The sequence below is a fragment of the Collimonas sp. GW821-FHT02H07 genome (assembly GCF_059421505.1).
Map to the genome: position 1 here is coordinate 1 of NZ_JBWKVC010000031.1, position 15926 is coordinate 15926.

The window sequence follows — 15926 nt, forward strand, 5'->3', positions numbered from 1 at the left end:
ATGTCGTCGGAAGCACGTGATCCCTGGGAGTCTTCATCGTCGTACCCACGTTTTCCTGTTCCGGACAACCTGTATCCCACGAGCGATTTTGTCGAGCTCGACACGCCGCTGACGCAGAGCGAATGGGCGATTGTCCGTCCGTTGTTTATTCTCTACGTCGAGCGAGAAAACGCTGTCTACCTGGAGGCGTCGCGCTCGCTCGGCGTGGACGTCTATGGCCGCTCGGCGTCCGAGATCGCCCAGGATATCGTTCAAAAAGAGGTGGACGTCCAGCGCTTGATGTTCTGCATGCCTATCGTGACGGTATAGCGAATGCAACTGATACTGTCCTCCGGCACGGTGCTGCGCGGCGATCTGCTGCTCAGCGCCTGTCTGCATTCCGATCTGGCGCCGGTGCCGATGACGCTGGAAGCGGTCGTCAGAGCGACCGATGCAACGGTCGCGGGGCTCAAGCAGGGCAACAGCATCAGCATAGCCAGTGAGGGGTACGTATTTCGTATCGTCCAGGTCAAGCGCAGCAAGGTGTCGGCCAACGTCCAGGGTAACGACCAGATGGCCGCTTTGCACATCGTGGCGCTGTTTGAGCCTTGTCATCAGATTGCATTCCGTCGCAAGACAGCGGTAATCAAGGAGGGCGCCACGCTAGGTAGTATTTACGGCGCGTGCGGGGCGCGCGTCAAGATCAATGCGGATTACCCGATTGCCCGCTTTGCCTGTTATGCGGGCGGCGTGCCGAGTTACGAAGTCGCCAAGGTACTGCAGGAAGAGGGCGGTGCAATTTATACCGATGGCCGTGAAGTCACGTTCATTCGCCTGCAGGACATTTTTAAGCAAGAGCCGATTTTGCGCCTGGAACAAGATACGACTGAGAATATCGATAGCGGCTTCATGGAGCGCCACGAGGTGCCGTCTTTCTTTTCGACGGACGCCGCCGGTGCATTTGTCTATGGCAATCGCTCCAAGGTGCGTGCTATCGGTTATCAACCAAGAACCGATGCCCGCATGCTGTGGAACATGACGCGCGCCTTGATTCAGAAAAAGATCTTGAAATCCGACTATCTCCCGACCGCCAATGCCGGCAAGGTCATTCAGATAGAGCGCATCAACTACGCCATCATCACTGCCGCACATGCCTTCGAGAGCGGATCGGACGGCGGCGATCGTCGCCTGTATTCCAAGTTCTGGCTTGGCACGCTGGAGGAATAACGCATGCTGCCTTCCCGTATCCCCGGCATCGTCCGCTCCTATCTGGCGGTTTCGCGCGAGTGTCGTGTCGAAATCCCCGGCCTGACGGATGGCGCCGATGTGCTGCCGCTGGCGGAAATTGAGTATCCGATTGGCGACAAGAGCAGGGCGGCCAGCCATGCGACCGAGATCGAGATCCTGCCAGGTGATCTTGTGTGGCTGGCATTCGAGGGCGGCGATCCGCGCTATCCGATCATTACCGGCTTTCGCAATGCTAGGGCCGGTAATGCGATTGACTGGCGGCGCTGGCATCACGCCAACATCGAACTGACCGCAGACAACATACTGCGCGTGAATTGCGCGCGTTTTGAAATCAATGCCAGTGAAATGGTCGACGTGAAGACGCCGCAGGCAACGTTTTCAGAGAAGGTGACGTCCGTTGGACTGCTCACGTATCAGGGCGGCTTGGCCGGATCCGGTGGCAGTGGCGGGGCGTCGGCCAAGATACAAGGCGGTATCGAGAATACCGGTGGCGAGATTGTCAGCAATGGCATTGGGGTGGAATCGCACCATCACGATGAACACGATGGCCCACCGACTGGCCGGGCAAAAGCATAATTAAATTCACTTAGGGAAGAAATGGCAAAGAACCTCATTTTCAGTTTTGACGACATGGGTAGCAAGAAAGATGCGGCGACGCGCGCAGTGGTGCGCTACTTCGCCCGTGCGGGCTCCCATATCGTCCAAGGCGACGTGTCGCCCAACATCAAGCGCTCATCCGGCGTGTCCTACCGGGAAATGGTGCTGACGTTCGCCGATAGCCAGGTGGTGACGTTTTCCATTAAGCAATCGGGGGATATTTTTCAAGTGAAACTGAATGGGAAGATCGTGCCGCTTAAGCACCAGGACGACCAGGCTGCGGCTATTGGCGAGATGGTCGGCATGATGGATGCCGGCCGCTCGAAATTTCAGGCCGCCATGGCGAAGGTGCGCATCCAGTTACCGGACAGCATACGGACGGCGGCGCCAAGAATGGAAGTTGCGCTACAAGAAAAATCGGCGGCGCTGGATGTCGCCATCGCTGCCATCACGGAAGATATTGCGGCATTGGCCTAAATCCCGCGAAGATGGAAAACCGCCAAAAATAGCACTTCATCACCGCGTAATAATGGAATTGCACATACCGCGTGGGTACTTCACCTGCGCCGACATGGGGGCAAATCTTAATTACGACAAGGGTGATCTATGCCAAAGCAACATGCGGAATATAACAACGCAAAAACAGAAAAAGTCAGTACGTTTTACACGAAATTGAAGGAAACGGCGGTCAGCAGCACCGGCGTGTTTGATTCCGCCAGCGCCGGCGCGTTTATTGCCGACGCGCAGAGCTTGTCCGCATCGATTACCGGCGTGGAAGTGCCTGAGAATTTGCAGATTCTCTTCGATGAGTCGGGCGATGGTCGCGCCGGCATTGCGGGCGCCATTCTGGATGGCGCCGCCTTTTACGAGGCTGAACACGGCGTGGAGCCGACCGCTGACGTGCTGGAGTGGGCCATTCACCAAGCCTATGCGACATCGGAAAGCGCGCGCTCCAAGTACAAACTCGACTCGGCGTCTAACCTGGCGCACGATCCGATGTCGTTGCAACAAAATCGCGCCGTCATCTCCATTACGGCCGCCATGGCCGAAGCCATTCCAGTGGCGAACTACCTGCCGGCCGATATTGGTTCCAATGAAGCACCGCTGGTGATCGTCTCCCATGAAGCCGGCAGCACCTTTGGTCACTATGGTGCCGGCGATCTGATGGACGGCGTATTGAGCGGTCGCGCCTATACCTCGGCACAGCGTACCCACCTGCTGAAGCGTACCGGCGACGACTTCGGCGGCAAGGTCACGCCGATTCAATTGACCGCCGATACCTGCGACCAGGATGCACCGTCGGCCAAGCTGCTCAAGGGCCGCACCATCATCTACATCAACGGTTTGCCAGTGGCGAAAGAGACCAGCGCGGACGCGCCGGCGTCGGCTTCGCCGATTAGCGGCTATGTCCGCCTGGGCGGCACGCTCTTCACGGTATCCGGTTCGATGAATTCGGATACGGGCGCGGTGAAAGTCACGACTGTGCCGGCCTTGCCAGCGAACACGCCAGTGATCGCCGAAGCAGTCATCGACTTTGAGAACAACAAGGGCATTATCCCGATCGTCAATACCATTGCGACTCGCTTTATTTTGCGTGCTTCGCCATGGAAGGCCAACGCCTTTGTGTCGACCGATAGCCAAACGCAGATGGCCAACGAAATCGGTTTGAATCCCATGGGCGAATCGATGCTGGCTATTCGCAACCAGTTTGCCAATGAGCGCCATTACCAGGTGCTGGAGAAGGCGGCACGGATTGGCGCCAACAATGCCATGGTCTGGGATTTCAAGTGGGACACCCAAGGTCTGGAAAAGACCCGCGCGCAGATCTGGCAGGACGGCTCCTGCATCCTTGGTGCCGCTAGTCAGCAGATGGCCGAAGACACCATGGATCACGGCATCACGCATCTGTATGTATCGAAGAAGATGGCGGCGATGCTCCTGGGCTTGCCGAGCACGTTGTTTACGCCGTCGGGCGTGACTGCACGTCCTGGCATCTATCGCGTCGGTCGCCTGTTTGGCCTATACGAGGTGTACTACTCGCCACGTATCGTGGATGTCGATCATAAAACCTCGCGGATTATCTGTATCGGTCGCTCTACCCAGGTAGCGCGTAATCCGTTTGTGTTGGGTGACGCCGTGGCGCCCATGTTGATCAACATGAATGCCGATGAAGACCAGCGCTACAAGCAGGGCTTCTATGCGCGCAACTTCACGGCGGTCAATCCGCATCTCCCGTCCGCCATGGGATGCGCCGTCATCGAAGTGATTAATCTCGACTAATCCCCCTACATCGAAGGAGCTGCACAAATGGCACGCACATTACATTTGGGTGCTTCTTCCCTGACGGGGAAGAGCGTCAATACACTGGTCGAAGAGGTGTTCGGGAAATCCGAATTTCCTCTGGCTTTGCGACTTACGAATCACACACCGCGCCACCTGGTGTTTCCGGATGTACGGGCCGAGCTGAAGCCGAATTTCAGCGCGCCAGACAACCAGATCGATGTCACGTTCAAGGATCACGCCCAGTTGACACGTTTTGCGTCGGACGTGGATTCTCTGTCTGAACTGAACCAATGGGCGGAAGCGATGGCGCTAGATGCGTTGGACGACGGCCAGTCTGACGAGGTGGCCGCCAAGGCTCCCGCCGCCGGCAAAGGCCAGAAAAAAGCCGCGACTGAACCGAAATCGCCGGCAGACACTGCGGCAGACGATGCGGCCAATACCGACAAAAAATAAGGAATTTCTATGTCTACTGCTTTTAACCGGCAGCTTGGCTCGCAATCGGGCGTGCAATTAAATCCCTTGCGGGATATGACCGATGGCTACGCACCGGATAATTCCGATCAGGTGTTCGGCATCATCATGCGCGCCACGCGCGGGCGCATCGACAAGCCGTTCCGGGTCAATCGCGGCAATTTCCAAAAGAAGCTCGGCCGCGGCGAGTCGTTGCGGGCATCGGCGCTCAATGAAGCGCATATTCACGTCTATGAAGCCTTGCAAAAGGGCGCAGCCTCGGCGGTGGTGCAGCGTCTGACGACCAGCACCGCTGTCCTGTCGACTATCGTCGTGACCCAGCCGGAGGCGCCAACGACTGACCTGCAATTTACGGTCGCTGCGGATGCGCCGACCGAAAAGCCATTCTTGTTGTCGATAAAGCATCTTGAATGCTACAACGACGGCGTGGTGGTCGAGCTGCACGCCGACCCGGTGACGGAGAATGGCGCACCCGTCGCTAATCGCCTGGTGACACTGCGCTTGCGCGACAAAGATCGCAATATGCTCTACGAATTTGTCGGCTCACTCAATCCGGATGCCCTGGACGACTATCAGCAAAGCGCCTATCTGCCGGATGTGGTGGAGCGCACGACAGAAAACGTCGAAGTGCTGGTCGGTAGTGGCGCCCAGATTGCGCCAACCTCGAATGCCTATGGGCGGGATGCCAATGGCCGGCCCAAGTTCGCCATCTCCCCCGTGATGACGTATTTTACCGAGGGCAGCACGGCCTACGGCGTGTCCGACTTTGCGCGTGCGCGGGATTTGCTGCAGAAAACCGAACACGACTACGCCTATATCGTCAGTGGCGGTTCGCATGCGCCGGCGCTGCTATCTGCCTTGGCCCAGCTGGCCTATGACACCAACCGGCAGTTTGCTTGGGACGTCCCTGGCACGCTGTCGCCGGAAGCGGCGATTGCCTTCATGGCGCAATTGAATTTCGATTCTCACTACTGCCAGGCGTACTGGGCGCCCTTGAAGTCTGACGACCCGCTGGGCTTGAACGGCAAAGTGGTGCTCGGCACTTCGGCGTACAACGTGGCGCACCGGTGTTTGCGTAATGCCCAGACGGATGCCAACGGCTTTGCGCCTAAAAACTATCCGATTGCCGGTAAAAACTGGCCGCTGGATAGAACAGGCATCGTTCAGATCTATTCGCCTGACGACGACTTGAGCGATCTGGCCGATGCCAAGATCAATCCGGTGATCTATGTCAAATACAACGGCGGCGGCAAGTACGTGTTCAGTGATTCGCTGACCTGCGCTAAAACGGCGGTCTCCATGAAAAAGTTGATCTCGGTCGCCGATATGTCCAGCTCGATCGATGACTGGGTCACGCGCTTTGCCAAAGAGGCATTACAGCTCCCCATGGACGTGTCCGTCAAAAAAACCGATGCCTTCCTCAAAAAGCTGTTCAAGGACGCCAAGACGGCGAAATGGATCGTACCTAGCGCTGAGATGGATGGGGAGGCGTTTCAGTACGTGGTGCAGCCGAATGCGTTGCGGCCGGCGGATCGCATGGATGTGTCCTATTCCTTGAAATACGACGGCACCAATCGCCAAACGTTCGTTACCCAAACACTTTCCCGCTAATCGGGACGCATAAACGAAAGGAACAGAATGAGTCACCTGGCTGCAAAAGCGATACGCCATACGCTGCACGTGAAAGATATGCCAAAAAAGATACCAGAGGTGGTGCTGGATTCCGCCTCCGATACTGAAGACAGTAATGCCGCGGCAGACTACGCCGCGACACACATCGCACTCGGGGCGGCCTCCACCATCCAGGAATGGATTGAAACCGACGATCTGGATGACGGTGAAACCCTGGCCGACCGTTTACTAGCAAATATGGTCGGCCTGGTGGACGCGAACAAAGACGGTGAACTGAGCGACGACGAAGCCGACGTGCTGGAGACAGCATTGGAATTCGCCTGGGACTACCTGGCCGAGAAGGGCGTCTCGGATGAAGACTGCAGCAAGCTTCTGAACGATTGGGATGAAGCAGCCGCAGACCGGATCCGGGATCTTCTGGCCGCTAGCTTGCCGGATGGCGACGATGCGTCGAGCGCCGATATCGACAATTTTGTGTTTGGCGACGAGGGCAGCGATGCAGTGCTGGACGCCACCTACAAGAAGCGCATGGTGATCCGCAAGGGCAAGAAGGTGCGGATCAATAAGCGTATCTCGGGCCGTGTTCGCCTGACTGCCAAGCAGAAAGTCAGCATTCGCAAGGCGCAGATGAAGGCGCACACGGCCAGCGCCACCATGCGCCGCATGAAGTCGATGCGGCTGAATCGGAAGATGGGTCTGAGCAAGTAATCGTTCTCAACTTGAATTAACACTTCAACACAGCGGGCGGCCAGGTGAATCGGCTGCCCGCAATTTTATGCAAGGCGGAAATATGGCAGCACCTGGGCAGGGCACGACGGCAGACCAGCAGATCCTCGGTTCCCAATGGTTAGGGCTCTCCCAGCATCTGATCGCCAAGATTTATCCAGTTGACAACAAGGGACTGCGCGCGGGGCAAGAGCAGATAGAGGTACACGCACCGGTGACCGCCGGCGGCAATATGGAAGCGACCTTGAATTGGCAGTCGCCATTCGAGCAAAGCAGCCCGGATAGCAAAGCGCCGGCCCTAATTGCCATGCTGCAGTCGGGCGCGCTCGTACCCGGCATGAACGATTTTTACTCGTTCTTCGGTTGGAAGTCGAAGTCGACGTCAGGGAATGCCGATGTTGGCGCCATAGAACGCAATATCAAGAAATTTGAGGGGCGCACCGGCATCACCAAGTTGAACTCGACGCAGATTTTTACCGGCATGCCACCCATTAAAATCAATGTTTCCCTGGTGTTCCGCGCGTTCAGCGATCCCAAAAGAGAGGTTGCAGCGCCACTTCAGCAGCTATGGGCCTGGGCGCTGCCGCAGAAACTCAGTGGCGATAGCCTGGTTGCGCGCGCCGCCGGCGGTGGCGATGGCATCGATGGGGCGATCAACAGCATGTTCCCGTCCGTCGCGCCGCAGCTGATCGGTTTCCAGTATAAGCAGCGCACCTTGGCGCCGATGGTGATCGAGACGATCGGTGAGCCGATTGACGCCCCTATCGATCAAGACGGTTATTACACGGAAATCACCATTCCCTTAACGCTGGCGACCCTGGCCGCGCTAGACCGCGACGATCTGAAGAAGATCATGGCGCCAGGTTCCTATTCGTCCAATTAACTTAGGTTACTCGAATCATATGATTGCTTTCTCACCTCTCAGAACACGCCGCCTCGCCGTCAAGCTGCGCGAGCTCTCCATTGTGAATGCCGGCGCGCTGGCCGCCGTGCCGCCCGAGCGTTTCGAAGAATCGACAACGACGTTCTTGCAGATGGTCATCGCGTCAGCGGATGCACCGACGGAGCGCCATGTCACCGATCCGAAACACTGGACGGTGCAGGAGCGCATGCTGGTGGTCGGCCACTACCTGGCCCACACAACGGGCGAGGAGGGCGGCGGCGCCAATTTCATGCTGGGCGACGGCCATTACATGGACTACTTGAATGTCAGTCGAGACACACCGGACTTCCCCATCGCCCTGGGTAGCCATGGCGGCGACGAATGGCAGATATCACCCGTGACGGGCGCAATGGCGGACGCCATTGAACAATTGCACGGCCATATTCCAAAGGTGGCCGGCCAGTTGCATTGGATGCTGGGCGCCATGGCTGCGCAGCTTTTACGGGTGGGCGAGCTGGCCCCGGATCCAGCGTCGGATTCCTTGAACTACCTGGAGTGGCTGAAAAATCGTATGCAGATCATCAGCGAATATCCAGAGTCCGAATTTCTTGGACTGTACGCGATGCGTCAACGCGGTAACCAGCTGCTGATGCACTTCTTTGAGACGGTCGAAATAGACGAGGGATTCGTTGCATTGCCCCATGAGGGATCGGAGGCAGAGTCGTTGCCTCCGGCCCGATTTCCAGTTTCAGCCTGCGTCAGTGAGTTCGCGAAGAGAGTTACTGGAAAACCTGCGCAATATGGCAGTTAGCTTGAGTTTATATTCAAGCACCTCGTACCCGGAGGCGATGCGCATGGGGATCTCAGATGCACGGGATTTCCTGGAGTCGAAGGCGTTTGATACCTGGGTGAAGAATCGGGAGCTGGAGCAAAAGGTGCAGCTTGCCTTGGTTGGTCGCCTGGATGGCGTTATCAAGGCGATAGGGTCACTAGGCAAGGTAATTAGTCGATAGGGGCAATGTGAGGTTCCTGCCGGCGCAGATCATTGATGGGAAGAGGCATGGCAGAACCAACAAGCACGCTAGCGGCAGTATGGATAGCAATCACGAAATACCTATTACCGCTATTGCCGGGTGCAGTCGGATCGGCGGTTGCCCTGAAATTTCTGGGTGACGGCTTGAACTGGTGGCAGAAGCTGTCCAGTTTCACGGCCGGCCTGGCGTGCGCCGTCTACATTGCGCCGGTGCTGATCGACTGGTTCGCGATCACTGGCGCGCGGACCCATTCCGGTATCGAATTCCTGGTGGGCTTATTTGCGCTGGCCACGGCGCGCGAAGTGTTTAAGGAAATTAACGAAGCGGACATCATCGGCACGTTGAAGCGCCGCTATCTGGGAGGGAAGAATGATCCAGCTAATTAATACGGTAGCTAACTTGATACTGCTAGCGTTTTGCCTATGGGCTGTTCTGAACAAACATCTGGAAACGCAGGTGCTGGGTACTTCCGCACTCTCCCTGGTGGCGCTCACGTCCTTTGTGAGCATCATGCGGCCGGATGCCTTTGGTTTCTGGAGTGAGCAATCTGAAGTGGTGTCGAATGTGGCTGTCGCGATTCTGGCCGTATGGTTCTGGCGCCGCTGGCATCAATGCAACTGCCTGGGGAAGCGATGAGTTTGTCCGCTACACAGCTCTCAACAGCATTACGCATTCCTATCGCGCGCGCGATGGACTGGGCGGCGCCGATCAATGCCGCGTTGGTCGAGTTCGGCATCAGCACGCCGGCACGGTGTGCGGCTTTCATCGCGCAGATCGGCCACGAAAGTGCCGGACTGTCTCGCTTGTCCGAATCGTTTGATTATTCGGTGCAAGGACTGATTGCCACCTTTGGCAAGCGTATTGCAATGCACGCCGCTGGCCTCGGCCGCCAGCCAGGAGAGAAGATGGTGCCGCTGGAGCGCCAGATCCGGATCGCCAACATCGTCTACGCCAATCGGTACGGTAATGGCGACATCGCTTCCGGTGATGGCTGGCGCTATCGCGGCGGCGGCCTGAAGCAAGTTACGTTTCGCGATAACTACGCGGCGTGTTCGGCTGCGCTGGGTGTTGATTACGTCGCTGCCCCGCAGAGGCTTTCCATGGACAGGGTGCTCGCGGCACGCTCGGCGGGATGGTTCTGGCACTCGATTGGGGGCAATGCCTATGCCGATAGAGGGGATTTTGATGGGCTGTCGACACGGATTAATGGCGCCGGCATTACTGCGGAGAGCCTGGCCGCGCGGCGCGTGCGCTGGGTGGCGTGCAAAAGTACCTTCGGGGTCGTATGAACCTTTTGAAAGAGGTATTGCCTTGGTGGGCACGCTGGCTGGCCCTCGTTTCGGCTGCCGCTGTGTTTGGGACGATCTGCTACAACAAAGGCAAGCAGGACGAGGGTGAAAAACACATTGCCTATGTCAATCAGCAGGCCGAGCGCTCAATCAAAATAGCCAAAGCACAGCAGGTTGTCGTCGTGCAGACGCAGATCAAGTATGTCGATCGCATCAAGACCATTTATACCAAAGGAGAAATCATTGAAAAGCAAGTGCCGACCTACCTCACGCAAGCGGACAGTGCTCGCTTTACTGTCAATGCTGGCTTTGTGCGCGTGTACGACGCCGCCTGGTCAGGTGAGGATCCCGGACCTGCCGCCGATTCTGACCGAGAACCCGCCGGCATTTCGCTTGCTCAGGTCGTTGCCATCGACGCCGGCAACGCCACCAGTTGCCGGGCCTGGCGGGAGTTAGCATTGGGGCTGCGCGAAAATTACATTAATTTACAGTCAGTGACAGATAAGGCTGGGCGGTAAAGAGGTAGAAGACCCGGACGTATTGGCGCGCTCATTTGCTATTTTATTTGCCACGTTCTATATTGAAAATGCTTCAGATGTATTTTCCCCGTAATGCATTGGGCTCGCTCTCGTAATGGTGGCGAGCTCTTTTTTGAGCTTTTAGTTAATTCTCAAGTGGAAATTAACGAAATGTGGGAGTTTGAATAAACTTGAATCTTCTTGCTGTGCTAATGCCGGTCCCGCCAGCGCAATCGACAATAACAGCAGCAGATTCCAGATCGTCCTCGGACATCGCTACGGCACAGTGCTAGCGATTAGTTCAAACGGCGGGTGGAGCGGCATCTTGTATGTTGTCATCGGTTGTTTCTAGCCGATAGCCCTGGCCGTAGACGGTTTGCAAGCGCAAGCCGCGGGCAGCGTATAAACCGAGTTTTGCACGCAGGCGGTAGATCTGGCTATCCAATGCACGGGTTGTCAATTCTCCGTCGTACCCCATGCTTTCCATCAGATAAGCGCGCGATACCGCCTGGCCGAGTTTGCGGAACAGGGCGAGCGCCAGCCTGAACTCGCGTTCGGTGAGTTCGAAGTGCTGTTTTTCTCCGTCCTGCTCCACGCTGATGCTGGACGAGGGACGGTCAAAGACCCAGTTGCCGTAACGTTCCAGTGATTTCGATGCGGCAGGGCGATTGCGCTGCAACAGCCGTCGCACCCGCGCCGCCAGCTCCAGCGGCTGCAACGGCTTGACGATATAGTCGTCGGCGCCTATGCCCAACGCATTGGCGACATCGTTCTGCGACGAGCGCGAACTGAGTATGATCACCGGTGTTTCACTCTGCTGATACTGGCGTAGCCAGTGCAGCAAGTCGACGCCGTCCAGGTCCGGTACGTTCCAGTCCAGCACTAGCAGATCGAAGGTTTCGCGTCGCAGCGCCCGCCGCAATGCTTCGCCGCGTTCGAACGTGACGCACGAGACGTTCTCGTCGTCCAGCGCCAGCTGGTGTTCGAGGGTGTGGACCAGATACTCCATCTGGTTAGGTTCGTCTTCAAGTACGGCGATACGCATCGGAGCGGATTCAGTTAAATGGATGGAGAGAAAAAGACGATTGCCACGATCATGGTCCGCTACGCTGCATAAAATTCACAAATTCTTGCATAGGCCACGCCTATCGGACAGACTGAAAGTGGCCGGACTGGCGATAGCCGCCTCGATCCGTCAATTCTTGCTTCAGGTAAAAGATCATACAAAATACGACAGCGTTCGTGCCAAACTTGCGAGAATTTGTCAGGATCTACGATCAAGGGGAGGAGGGGTTGGGAAGTGGTCGTTACACTATTTAATTCTTTTGCGCAACAAGATATTATCATTAGACGGGATGCAATTCTGATGAATTCTCGCAGAATCATCACGATAGATTTTTTTCTAAATATTATCGTCCCATACAAACTCAAGACAAGGCGACTAGCAGTTTCGTCAGACTGAAAGTGTCAGGGTTAGTGGGACAATTTCAGGAGATGGAATCATGGTTGAGCAAGCGCGGACTGCAGTTCTGCGGACGGCGATGAAGTTTCTATTGCTGTCCACGGCAACGATGGGGATTTTCCTGCTCGGCGGCTGTGCCGGCTCAGGCCTGCTGGGAATGCAGCGGGAATCGGCAAATCTCGCTGCACCGGAGGATGGAGATTTTCCCAACCCTGGCTCCTCCATATTGCGGCAAGGTACGGTACCCACCACCGAAGCGTTGCGTCTGATGCGCACTGGCATGGACAAGGACGAAGTACGTCAGCTGTTGGGTACGCCGCATTTTAGCGAAGGAGTATTTGGTGTCCGCGAATGGAATTATCTGTTCCACCTTCGTGGCAGCAAGGAAACGGAGGATGTGGTTTGCCAGTACATGGTGCGCTTCGATAGCAGTGTGCGCGTCAGCGGTCTCTATTGGCGCAATCCGGATTGCGCATTGCTGGTCGATCCGCCGCCGGTTGAAGCGGTCCAGGCGAAGGCCGCGACGACGCCGCAAAAGCTGACCTTGAGCGCGGATGGGTTGTTCGGCGCGGCGGGCAGGGAATTAAAAGACATGCCGCCGGAAGGCCGCTTGAGAATTGAACGCCTGGCAAACGACATCAAGCGTAATTTCAGGCGCATCTATTACGTGGTTGTGACGGGGCATACCGACCGTCTCGGCGCTGAGGCTGACAAGGTCGAGCTGTCGCTGGCTCGGGCCGATGCGGTAAGCAAATTGCTGGCGCAGCAAGGCATCGACGCCAAGATCATCCGCGTTGCCGGCATGGGCGACCGGCAGCCGCTGGCGCGGTGTCCTGGCACGGTGAAGACAGCGGCATTGCAGGATTGCCTGCGTTCCAACCGCCGCATTGAAATTGAAGTGGTTGGGGAAGAATGAAGTGCAAGCGTATTTGAAGTATTTGTATCGGCTGGCGGTTTTGCTGGAAAGCGAGATAGCGCAAGGCATGTGCCGCCAGGCCGTCGGTATTTTATTGCAGGAATAAATTTTCAGTAGAGATTCTCATGGATGAGATACATAAATACGAGATGAAACTGCGCGACGATCAATGGCTGCAGCTTGAGCCGTTGATGATCGGGAAGGCTAGCGACCCCGGCATGCACGGCAGGAATAATCGTCTGTTCATGGAAGCGGTCTTCTGGATTGTGTCGAATAATGGTTTATGGCATCGAATACCTTCCCAGTTTGGTAAATGGAACGCAACTTACATGCGCTTCCGGCGCTGGACTGAGAGTAATTTTTGGCGCTTTTTGGTCCAGAATGGGATCAAAGATCCTGATCTGTTGCGGATGCTGACGGAGATTGCCGATTACGCCGATTTATACATGCAGCGTAGGGAGCAGCGACGGGTCAGGAAAAGCTACAGGAAGCTTTACATGGGGGGAGTCGGCATAGCCAAAGACATTTAGCTGAGCTGGATCAGGGGAGGTTGTTTATTGATTTCGATTGTCGGTAAATGTTACCTTAAGGCAGGATGATACGAAAGCGAAGCGAAATTCCACCCTGACCGAGAGCGGTTAAGCAAACAAGCGGGAAACTCGATTTCAGATTAATGACGTCATCTGTCTGGAGCAGACATGTTGCGAATGGGGATTCTTGCGTCCTGAAAAACATGCTTCTGTATTCGTTTGCAATGCCATGAGCAAGAGGGAAGTCCGGTCGTAGCAAGTATCCATATGGTCCGATTATCAGAATTATTTGAGGTGCTCAAAATTTTTAGCAATAAAACTGGTGCGCACATATTGCAGCCGTTGTGCGCTGAGTTGGGAAGTTTTAATGCATTCATATTGCATCACTCATTGGAAAATTTCTGTACGGAAATTTGTCTGTGAACTATTGTTAAAAACAGAATTTGATTGTTGAATTTTTATTCAACAGCAGTTACTTTAAAAGTACGCGTACTACTTTTTACTCAGTTTGAGAGCGATTGAAGGCGCATATATCAAGGTGACCGAGATAAAAATATAAAAAAACGTTTCTTGAGTTCATTGAAGCGTAGGAATACGGAGAAGACAATGGCAAGAGCACTTCAAATAACAAGCCTCAAATCAGGCTTGCTACGCCAGATGGCGTGCTGTTTCGGCAAAGTATCTATTTTTGCCAAACTGGCCTTGGTGTTTCTAAGCATGGCGATCGCAACGTACGCTGCGGCGCAGCCGCCATCAGCTGACTCCGCCATTGACACTGCTATGCAGTGGTTGAAATTAGCCGACGCTGGGCAGGTTGAGAAAATGTGGGAACAAAGTGATCCATTGATGAAAAGACAGTTGGAACAGACGGCTTGGGTCAAATATGTCGGGAATATGCGCAACCAGTTAGGGCGGCCACCCGAACGGCGCATCTGGCAATCGATGTGGCATCAGATCGACAACCCTAATTTGCCTCGGGGCGAATTCACCAGCGTTACTTTTCTATCCAGCTATTCCAATGCGCAGGCTTGGGAAAGGGTTTCGCTTGTCTGGTCGAGCGAACACTGGACCCCTGTCGGATATCAGTCTGGCTTGATTGCGGCGGCAGAAAAAAAATAAATTATCCGCTCCGGTTCTTTCTTCAGCTTTCTTCGGTTTTTGCGCTACCGCGAGTAACACGATTAACGTTAGGAAGTTGTGTTTTAAGCAATTTTTGGCGGGGAGCCAATCATGAATAAAGTTTATCGCACTGTCTATAGTCAAGCACTTGGCACCTCGGTTGTTGTGTCAGAAATAACCAATAACAAGAGCAAATCGAATCGCTCATCCATTCTCACGCGAGGCAAGGGGAAGTCTAGCCGCTCTGTGAAAGCCGCAGCACTAACTACATTGCTTGCTGGTGCAACGATGCTAATCAGCATGCCAGAAGTCGCTCTAGCGGCACCGACTCTCGGTGGCAACAATCAAGGTTTTACTATCGGCTCTGCCACAGCCAGCAATCTAGATTGTATCGCCATCGGAGGTAGCGGCAGCTTTAGTGCCACTGCCACTTGTAATAATGTAGATTCGTTAGCGATCGGTAATGGTACTGTGGCGAATGGGCAAGCTGCGACTGCGCTGGGCGTGTCGGCCAATGCTACGGGGACAAGTACGGTCGCTGTCGGCTCCGGTTCGGTAGCGTCGGCTGCATCAGCCACCGCGGTCGGGCCCGGCGCAACTGCTAGCGGCACGAATGCTGCCGCGTTTGGTAGCTCGAGCAATGCGGGGGGGGGCAGCGCTGTCGCGATTGGAAATATAGCCAACGCCGGCGGGCCCAGTGCTATCGCGATTGGAACTACAGCTAACGCCGGCGGGAACAGTGCTATCGCGATTGGAAATCAAGCTAACACCTCCACGGGCACCAACAACATCGCGATTGGATCTGCATCCAACTCGACCGGCATCAATTCAATTGCTTTAGGCAATCGCAGCAGCGCTACGGCGAATTACGCGACCGCATTGGGCGGTACTGGCACCACGGCCACTACAGCTTCCGGTATCGGCGCCACGGCAATCGGCTCGAATGCGACCGCAGGCGCAGCAGCCGCGGCACAGGATGCAATCGCCATCGGCGGCCAGTCAGCTGTCGGCGCGGCGAATACTTCAGGTATTGCGATAGGGCGCGGCGCCACAGTCAACGGTGCCTTTGGCATTGCACAGGGAGATGGCGCCAATGCATCGGGCGTCAATTCGATGGCTCTCGGCTTATTGGCCAATGCGGGGGGAAACGCAGCTATTGCGCTTGGATTGCAATCTAAAGTCGTCGCCAACGGCACCGCCACCGCCATCGCGATCGGCGCAAATTCCCTTGTTTCGGCG

19 protein-coding genes and 1 pseudogene are annotated in these 15926 nt (G+C 55.7%); 19 read left to right on the forward strand and 1 reads right to left on the reverse strand.

Going from position 1 to position 15926, the window contains the following annotated elements; genetic code table 11:
- The 15 genes and pseudogenes from AC07V8_RS25165 to AC07V8_RS25235 all read left to right on the forward strand — a co-directional run.
- Positions 1 to 309: pseudogene (locus AC07V8_RS25165) on the forward strand (hypothetical protein); the annotation flags it as partial.
- A 3-nt stretch (positions 310 to 312) separates the two neighbouring features.
- Complete coding sequence (locus AC07V8_RS25170) at positions 313 to 1206, forward strand: hypothetical protein (RefSeq protein WP_494681081.1); 894 nt, start codon at positions 313 to 315, stop codon at positions 1204 to 1206.
- Between the two features lie 3 nt (positions 1207 to 1209).
- Positions 1210 to 1803 carry a phage baseplate assembly protein V gene (locus AC07V8_RS25175; protein WP_494681082.1) on the forward strand — a complete coding sequence of 198 codons (594 nt, stop codon included), beginning with the start codon at positions 1210 to 1212 and terminating at the stop codon, positions 1801 to 1803.
- Between the two features lie 21 nt (positions 1804 to 1824).
- Complete coding sequence (locus tag AC07V8_RS25180; RefSeq protein ID WP_494681083.1) at positions 1825 to 2301, forward strand: defense against restriction DarA-related protein; 477 nt, start codon at positions 1825 to 1827, stop codon at positions 2299 to 2301.
- Positions 2302 to 2430: 129 nt separating this feature from the next.
- Positions 2431 to 4104 carry a hypothetical protein gene (locus tag AC07V8_RS25185; protein ID WP_494681084.1) on the forward strand — a complete coding sequence of 558 codons (1674 nt, stop codon included), beginning with the start codon at positions 2431 to 2433 and terminating at the stop codon, positions 4102 to 4104.
- A gap of 27 nt (positions 4105 to 4131) precedes the next feature.
- Entirely contained in the window at positions 4132 to 4560 is a 429-nt protein-coding gene (locus AC07V8_RS25190; protein WP_494681085.1) for a hypothetical protein, read from the forward strand.
- Positions 4561 to 4569: 9 nt separating this feature from the next.
- Positions 4570 to 6189 (forward strand): hypothetical protein, encoded by a 1620-nt coding sequence (locus AC07V8_RS25195; RefSeq protein WP_494681086.1) that lies wholly within the window; start codon positions 4570 to 4572, stop codon positions 6187 to 6189.
- 27 nt (positions 6190 to 6216) lie between these two features.
- Positions 6217 to 6918 (forward strand): hypothetical protein, encoded by a 702-nt coding sequence (locus AC07V8_RS25200; protein WP_494721507.1) that lies wholly within the window; start codon positions 6217 to 6219, stop codon positions 6916 to 6918.
- An 82-nt stretch (positions 6919 to 7000) separates the two neighbouring features.
- Positions 7001 to 7819: a hypothetical protein gene (locus AC07V8_RS25205; RefSeq protein ID WP_494681088.1), complete on the forward strand. Its 819-nt coding sequence runs from the start codon at positions 7001 to 7003 to the stop codon at positions 7817 to 7819.
- Positions 7820 to 7838: 19 nt separating this feature from the next.
- Positions 7839 to 8630, forward strand: coding sequence for a hypothetical protein (locus AC07V8_RS25210; RefSeq protein WP_494681089.1), 792 nt, complete (start codon positions 7839 to 7841; stop codon positions 8628 to 8630).
- Positions 8631 to 8673: 43 nt separating this feature from the next.
- Positions 8674 to 8832: a hypothetical protein gene (locus AC07V8_RS25215; RefSeq protein ID WP_494681090.1), complete on the forward strand. Its 159-nt coding sequence runs from the start codon at positions 8674 to 8676 to the stop codon at positions 8830 to 8832.
- A 47-nt stretch (positions 8833 to 8879) separates the two neighbouring features.
- Positions 8880 to 9239 (forward strand): holin, encoded by a 360-nt coding sequence (locus AC07V8_RS25220; protein WP_494679099.1) that lies wholly within the window; start codon positions 8880 to 8882, stop codon positions 9237 to 9239.
- The gene (locus AC07V8_RS25225) at positions 9223 to 9489 is read left to right on the forward strand and encodes a hypothetical protein (protein WP_494681091.1); all 267 of its coding nucleotides are present in this window, start codon (positions 9223 to 9225) and stop codon (positions 9487 to 9489) included. Before AC07V8_RS25220 ends, AC07V8_RS25225 begins: the two co-directional genes overlap by 17 nt.
- The gene (locus AC07V8_RS25230; RefSeq protein WP_494681092.1) at positions 9486 to 10142 is read left to right on the forward strand and encodes a glycoside hydrolase family 19 protein; all 657 of its coding nucleotides are present in this window, start codon (positions 9486 to 9488) and stop codon (positions 10140 to 10142) included. Before AC07V8_RS25225 ends, AC07V8_RS25230 begins: the two co-directional genes overlap by 4 nt.
- Positions 10139 to 10660 (forward strand): hypothetical protein, encoded by a 522-nt coding sequence (locus tag AC07V8_RS25235; protein ID WP_494681093.1) that lies wholly within the window; start codon positions 10139 to 10141, stop codon positions 10658 to 10660. Before AC07V8_RS25230 ends, AC07V8_RS25235 begins: the two co-directional genes overlap by 4 nt.
- Positions 10661 to 10961: 301 nt before the next feature.
- Here AC07V8_RS25235 and AC07V8_RS25240 read toward each other — a convergent pair whose 3' ends face one another.
- Positions 10962 to 11705, reverse strand: coding sequence for a response regulator transcription factor (locus AC07V8_RS25240; protein ID WP_494681094.1), 744 nt, complete (start codon positions 11703 to 11705; stop codon positions 10962 to 10964).
- A gap of 457 nt (positions 11706 to 12162) precedes the next feature.
- Between AC07V8_RS25240 and AC07V8_RS25245 the strand changes: the two genes are divergently transcribed.
- The 4 genes from AC07V8_RS25245 to AC07V8_RS25260 form a co-directional block, all read left to right on the forward strand.
- Positions 12163 to 13038, forward strand: coding sequence for an OmpA family protein (locus AC07V8_RS25245; RefSeq protein WP_494681095.1), 876 nt, complete (start codon positions 12163 to 12165; stop codon positions 13036 to 13038).
- Positions 13039 to 13163: 125 nt separating this feature from the next.
- Complete coding sequence (locus AC07V8_RS25250) at positions 13164 to 13568, forward strand: transposase (RefSeq protein WP_494681096.1); 405 nt, start codon at positions 13164 to 13166, stop codon at positions 13566 to 13568.
- A gap of 606 nt (positions 13569 to 14174) precedes the next feature.
- Entirely contained in the window at positions 14175 to 14687 is a 513-nt protein-coding gene (locus AC07V8_RS25255; protein ID WP_494681097.1) for a DUF4019 domain-containing protein, read from the forward strand.
- A 111-nt stretch (positions 14688 to 14798) separates the two neighbouring features.
- A partial coding sequence (locus tag AC07V8_RS25260; protein ID WP_494681098.1) for an ESPR-type extended signal peptide-containing protein occupies positions 14799 to 15926 on the forward strand: 1128 nt, incomplete at its 3' end.

Excerpts from the sequence above, each read along its gene's own strand:
- AC07V8_RS25190 (WP_494681085.1), top strand. The coding sequence starts at position 4,132 with ATGGCACGCACATTACATTTGGGTGCTTCTTCCCTGACGGGGAAGAGC.
- AC07V8_RS25210 (WP_494681089.1), top strand. The coding sequence starts at position 7,839 with ATGATTGCTTTCTCACCTCTCAGAACACGCCGCCTCGCCGTCAAGCTG.
- AC07V8_RS25215 (WP_494681090.1), top strand. The coding sequence starts at position 8,674 with ATGGGGATCTCAGATGCACGGGATTTCCTGGAGTCGAAGGCGTTTGAT.
- AC07V8_RS25180 (WP_494681083.1), top strand. The coding sequence starts at position 1,825 with ATGGCAAAGAACCTCATTTTCAGTTTTGACGACATGGGTAGCAAGAAA.
- AC07V8_RS25220 (WP_494679099.1), top strand. The coding sequence starts at position 8,880 with ATGGCAGAACCAACAAGCACGCTAGCGGCAGTATGGATAGCAATCACG.
- AC07V8_RS25200 (WP_494721507.1), top strand. The coding sequence starts at position 6,217 with ATGAGTCACCTGGCTGCAAAAGCGATACGCCATACGCTGCACGTGAAA.
- AC07V8_RS25205 (WP_494681088.1), top strand. The coding sequence starts at position 7,001 with ATGGCAGCACCTGGGCAGGGCACGACGGCAGACCAGCAGATCCTCGGT.
- AC07V8_RS25170 (WP_494681081.1), top strand. The coding sequence starts at position 313 with ATGCAACTGATACTGTCCTCCGGCACGGTGCTGCGCGGCGATCTGCTG.
- AC07V8_RS25255 (WP_494681097.1), top strand. The coding sequence starts at position 14,175 with ATGGCAAGAGCACTTCAAATAACAAGCCTCAAATCAGGCTTGCTACGC.
- AC07V8_RS25245 (WP_494681095.1), top strand. The coding sequence starts at position 12,163 with ATGGTTGAGCAAGCGCGGACTGCAGTTCTGCGGACGGCGATGAAGTTT.
- AC07V8_RS25250 (WP_494681096.1), top strand. The coding sequence starts at position 13,164 with ATGGATGAGATACATAAATACGAGATGAAACTGCGCGACGATCAATGG.
- AC07V8_RS25240 (WP_494681094.1), bottom strand. The coding sequence starts at position 11,705 with ATGCGTATCGCCGTACTTGAAGACGAACCTAACCAGATGGAGTATCTG.
- AC07V8_RS25185 (WP_494681084.1), top strand. The coding sequence starts at position 2,431 with ATGCCAAAGCAACATGCGGAATATAACAACGCAAAAACAGAAAAAGTC.
- AC07V8_RS25235 (WP_494681093.1), top strand. The coding sequence starts at position 10,139 with ATGAACCTTTTGAAAGAGGTATTGCCTTGGTGGGCACGCTGGCTGGCC.
- AC07V8_RS25175 (WP_494681082.1), top strand. The coding sequence starts at position 1,210 with ATGCTGCCTTCCCGTATCCCCGGCATCGTCCGCTCCTATCTGGCGGTT.
- AC07V8_RS25225 (WP_494681091.1), top strand. The coding sequence starts at position 9,223 with ATGATCCAGCTAATTAATACGGTAGCTAACTTGATACTGCTAGCGTTT.
- AC07V8_RS25195 (WP_494681086.1), top strand. The coding sequence starts at position 4,570 with ATGTCTACTGCTTTTAACCGGCAGCTTGGCTCGCAATCGGGCGTGCAA.
- AC07V8_RS25230 (WP_494681092.1), top strand. The coding sequence starts at position 9,486 with ATGAGTTTGTCCGCTACACAGCTCTCAACAGCATTACGCATTCCTATC.